The sequence below is a fragment of the Clostridium psychrophilum genome, assembly GCF_018861705.1.
GTDB classification, from domain to species: Bacteria; Bacillota; Clostridia; order Clostridiales; family Clostridiaceae; genus Clostridium_AD; species Clostridium_AD psychrophilum.
Window position 1 is genome coordinate 1 of the sequence record NZ_JAHLEC010000168.1, and the last position, 4,722, is coordinate 4,722.

Here is a 4,722-nt window from a genome sequence, read left to right on the forward strand (position 1 = left end):
TATCTAATATTATTATAATAATTTGTAAAGGTAAAATCTACCTTTTAATTTGTAAGACTAACTTCCACTGTTTTATGTATTGGGGTGGAATTTACTTTTGCAATTGAGGTTAATGAAATATTAATTTATAAGTTGACTAATAATACTTTCCAAATATATCTTTTAGTGATATAATTTTTATTGAGAGTAAATATGAAATATAGCTATGAGAAATGAGAACCACACTAGCAAGTCTATTAAGCAGTAGATTTATATAGTGTGGCTTTTTTGTATTTTAATGGCTTAATGATGAGGTTGTTAAAATTGTTATGTTTATTAGGACTTATTAGGACTTATTAGGACTTATTAGTGATAGTTGATTATAAATCAACTATAATAAATACAAATAGGGGTGGGGCTATGAGATCGGAAAGTTTTATGTTTAAGGGTAAGTATGAGATAAATATATTTGTATACAAATGGGTTCCTAATGAGAATATAGAGTTAAAAGGAATAGTTCAAATAGCACATGGCATGGCAGAGACAGCAATCAGGTACGAAAAATTTGCAGAGGTACTAACGGATAATGGGTTTATCGTTTATGCTAATGACCATAGAGGTCACGGAAAAACTGCGGGGAAAATTGAAAAGGTAGGAGATTTAGGGGAAGATAGTTTTAATTCAATGGTTGATGATATGCATGAATTAAATAAAATAATTAAAAATGAAAATGTGAGGTTACCTATATTCTTACTTGGACATAGCATGGGGTCCTTTTTAACACAAAAATACATTAGTTTGTATGGTAATGAATTAAATGGTGTTATGCTTACAGGAACTTGTGGCAAAAAAGGAATTATTACTGATATAGGTAGACTAATAGCAAAATGTGATAGCAAGAGAATTGGAAGAAACGGTAAAAGCATCCTTCTAAATAAATTGATTATTGGAAGGAATAACAATTTTTTTAACCCAAGTAGAACAGCCTTTGATTGGTTAAGCAGGGACAACAAGGAAGTAGATAAATATATAGATGACCCATACTGTGGGACAATTTTTACAGCAGGATTTTTCTATGATTTATTAAGTGGTATTAAAGAGATAGCAAGTGAGATAGAAATTAAAAGTGTTCCTAAAGATTTGCCAATTTATATTTTCGCAGGAGATAAGGATCCTGTAGGAGAGAATGGTAGGGGTGTTATAAAATTAGTAAAGACTTATAATAAACATGGAGTGAAGGATTTAATTTACAAACTTTATAAAGATGGACGCCATGAAATGCTTCATGAAACCAACACAGAAGAAGTATTTTATGATGTAATTCAATGGCTTAAGGCACATAGGTAAATAGCAAGTAAAATACGTAAACATGGGATATAAGAAGTATTTTGCAAGAATAATATATATGTTGGAATATTAGTATGATAATGTTTGTATACTAAACATATTGTGATATTTTTTAAAATGCATGTTTGGTTATAATAATACTATGCTATATAATAAACTTTGGTACATTTCAAATTTATAAAATGAAAGAAGGAAATTTTAGTGAGTGAAGTTAAAAAACTTAAAACAAGAGATGCAATTGATAGTAATTATAAATGGAACGTTGATAAAATGTACAAAAATTCTGAAGAGTGGGAAGAAAAATTTAAAATACTAAAGTCTAAGGCACCCCAAATACAAAAGTTTTCGGGAAAATTGGGCACAGCAAAAGAGTTGTTATGTTTTTTAGAAAGTAATGATGATATTGAAAGACTTTTAGATAAATTGCTTGTATATGCACATCTAAGAGGGGATGAGGATACAGGAAATGCTAAGTTTCAAGTCCTTAAAAACAAAATTGATGCATATGCGGCTGAAGTCTCTAGTTTTACAGCATTTTTTATTCCAGAATTATTGTTATTACCAATAGGGGCAGTAGATGAGGAAATTAATAAGCTACCAGCACTTAAAGTATATGAGTTTTATTTGTCGGATATAATAAGCCAAAAGGAACATACCTTAGATGCAGAAGGAGAAAAGCTTTTAGCATCAGTTAGTGATTGTTTAAATGCCCCAGGAAATATATTTGGGATGCTTACAAATGCAGACATGACCTTCCCATGTATAAAAGATGAAAAAGGTAACGAAATTGAATTAACTGAGGGAAACTATAGCAATTTTATAAAATCAAAGGATAGATGTGTGAGAAAAGATGCATTTGATACATTATTTGGGACTTATAAAAATTTTAAAAATACTTTAACAGCTTCTTTAACATCTTCAATAAAGAATTTTATATTTGATGCAAAAATAAGAAACTATTCGTCTTCATTAGAAAGTTCTTTAAAGCCTAATAATATTCCATTAGAGGTTTATGATAACGTAGTTGATACTATAAATAAGAATCTATCATCTCTTCATAAATATGTAAGCCTTAAAAAGAAGCTATTAGGACTTTCTGAAATTCATATGTATGATTTATATGTACCAATAGTTGAGGTTGAGCAGGAACATATTGAATACGAGGATGCGGTTAAAATAGCATTATATGCTATTAAGCCACTAGGGGAAGAGTATCTAAATATATTCAAAGAAGGTATTAATAAAGGCTGGGTAGATGTATTTCAAAATAAAGGCAAACGCTCTGGAGCATATTCTTGGGGTTGTTATGACAGCATGCCATACGTGCTTTTAAATTATAATTATCAATTAAATGATGTATCTACTCTTGTTCATGAAATGGGGCATTCTATCCATTCATATTATTCAAGGAAGAATCAACCATCTATATATTCAGATTATGAGTTATTCTGTGCGGAGGTTGCATCTACCACTAATGAATGCTTGTTAATAGATTATTTAATTAAAAATGAGAAAGATAAGAAGAAAAGATTATTCTTAATAAATCAACAGTTAGAAGGAATAAGAACTACAGTATTTAGGCAATGTATGTTTGCAGAATTTGAGAAGACAACACATGAAAAGATTGAACAAGGCACACCATTATCTCCAGAAGATTTATGCCAGATTTATCATGAGTTAAATGTAAGATATTTTGGAGAAGAAATGGTGGTAGATGAGGGCATAGATATGGAATGGTCAAGAATTCCTCATTTTTATAATGATTTCTATGTATATCAATATGCTACGGGTTTTGCAGCTGCTAATTCTTTTAGCAAAATGATAGTCGAAGATGGCGAAAATGCAGTAGAGAAATATATTGGATTTTTAAAGAGCGGTGGAAGTGATTATCCAATAAGTATACTTAAAAAAGCAGGAGTAGATATGTCAACTCCAAAACCTTTAGAAGATACTATAAAAAGATTTGACGAATTATTAGCAATGCTCGAAAAAGAGATTTAACAAAATGAAGATATATATTACTACAATTGAGGTTCACTTCGGTAAGAAGATTTAAACAAATTTTAATGCAGGATACTAAAAAGTACAAACTCGCTATCGCTCAATCAGGTACTTTTCTTAACGCATCTTCCATTAAAATTAGTTAAGAATTACTAAAGCTTGTTCAAACGCAACTTTCATAATATATGCCTTTCCTAATGCGATAATAACTCTTATTTCAAAAAGTACCAATAAATAAACAGGCTATTTAATACTTGAAAAATAGCTAGATAGTCTATTACCTTAAAAATAAATGCCTATATCTTATATTACATAGTAATTAAAGGTATAGGTTAATTTATTTTAGCGGGTGTTCCGAAATCAATCATTTATTTTCAAAAATAAATAAAAAAGGGATAATTGGTGCTAAATAAAAATATAATTAAGTGAATGCAGGTAATCCTAGTACAAATATGAGATAATATATTTTAGTGAATGATTGGAGGAATGAAAGTGAGATTATTACTGACAAACGACGATGGTATAAATGCAAAAGGGATATATGTACTAGCTAAAGAACTTGAAAAAAATCATGAGGTAATTATTGTAGCACCAGCTAAAGAGCAAAGTGCATGTGGTCATTCTATAACACTTACAAGGCCACTTATTGTGAGAAAAACTAAAGTTGAAGGGTTAAATTCAGAAGCTTTTAGTGTGGATGGAACGCCAGCGGATTGCGTGAAAATTGCAATTAATAAACTTGTTGTGGGTAAAATAGATATGGTAGTATCAGGAATTAATAGAGGTTTTAATTTGGGAACAGATGTTTTATATTCTGGTACAGTATCTGCAGCAATCGAAGCTTGCATTTACAAAATACCAGCGATTGCTGTTTCTATGGAGATTAAAGAAAATATTGAGACTTATGATATTGCGGCTAAATATGTAAGTAAAATACTTCTTAAAGCTAAACAGAATAACATTAAAAGCAATATTGTATTAAATGTAAATATTCCCTTGCTAAAGGAAAACAAAATAAAAGGGATTAAAGTATGTAAAATTGGTACTAGGTTGTATAACAACGATTATATAAAATCTATAGGAGAAAACAATGAAACCCAATATGAAATTAAAGGTAAGGTAAAAGATATTCATGAGGAAGATGCAGATACAAAATATTTTAAAGAAGGATATGTTACTGTAACACCCCTTCATTATGATTTAACTAATTTTAATATATTAGAGGATGTAAGTAAATGGTTTTAGTTTTATATGCGATGATTAAAAACATCAATATTAAAAATTAATGTTATGATTAAGCCACAAAAAGCTATATTTTCTCCGGTAGGAGTTAAGCTATTTCAAATTTTAGGCTATGCCTCTTGAAAATATTGTAAATTAATATGAAAATTTCAA

At 29.4% G+C, this 4,722-nt stretch carries 3 protein-coding genes; all 3 read left to right on the top strand.

The window, feature by feature from the left end; genetic code table 11:
* Nucleotides 1-399: 399 nt before the first annotated feature.
* Nucleotides 400-1,326 carry an alpha/beta hydrolase gene (locus tag KPL38_RS18230; protein WP_216290557.1) on the top strand — a complete coding sequence of 309 codons (927 nt, stop codon included), beginning with the start codon at nucleotides 400-402 and terminating at the stop codon, nucleotides 1,324-1,326.
* A gap of 201 nt (nucleotides 1,327-1,527) precedes the next feature.
* Nucleotides 1,528-3,327 (top strand): oligoendopeptidase F, encoded by a 1,800-nt coding sequence (gene pepF, locus KPL38_RS18235; protein ID WP_216290558.1) that lies wholly within the window; start codon nucleotides 1,528-1,530, stop codon nucleotides 3,325-3,327.
* Between the two features lie 492 nt (nucleotides 3,328-3,819).
* A complete protein-coding gene (surE, locus tag KPL38_RS18240) occupies nucleotides 3,820-4,572 on the top strand; it encodes a 5'/3'-nucleotidase SurE (RefSeq protein WP_216290559.1) in 753 nt (250 codons plus the stop codon).
* Nucleotides 4,573-4,722 lie beyond the last annotated feature (150 nt).

Coding starts and splice junctions, on each gene's coding strand:
- KPL38_RS18230 (WP_216290557.1), top strand. CDS start 400: ATGAGATCGGAAAGTTTTATGTTTAAGGGTAAGTATGAGATAAATATA.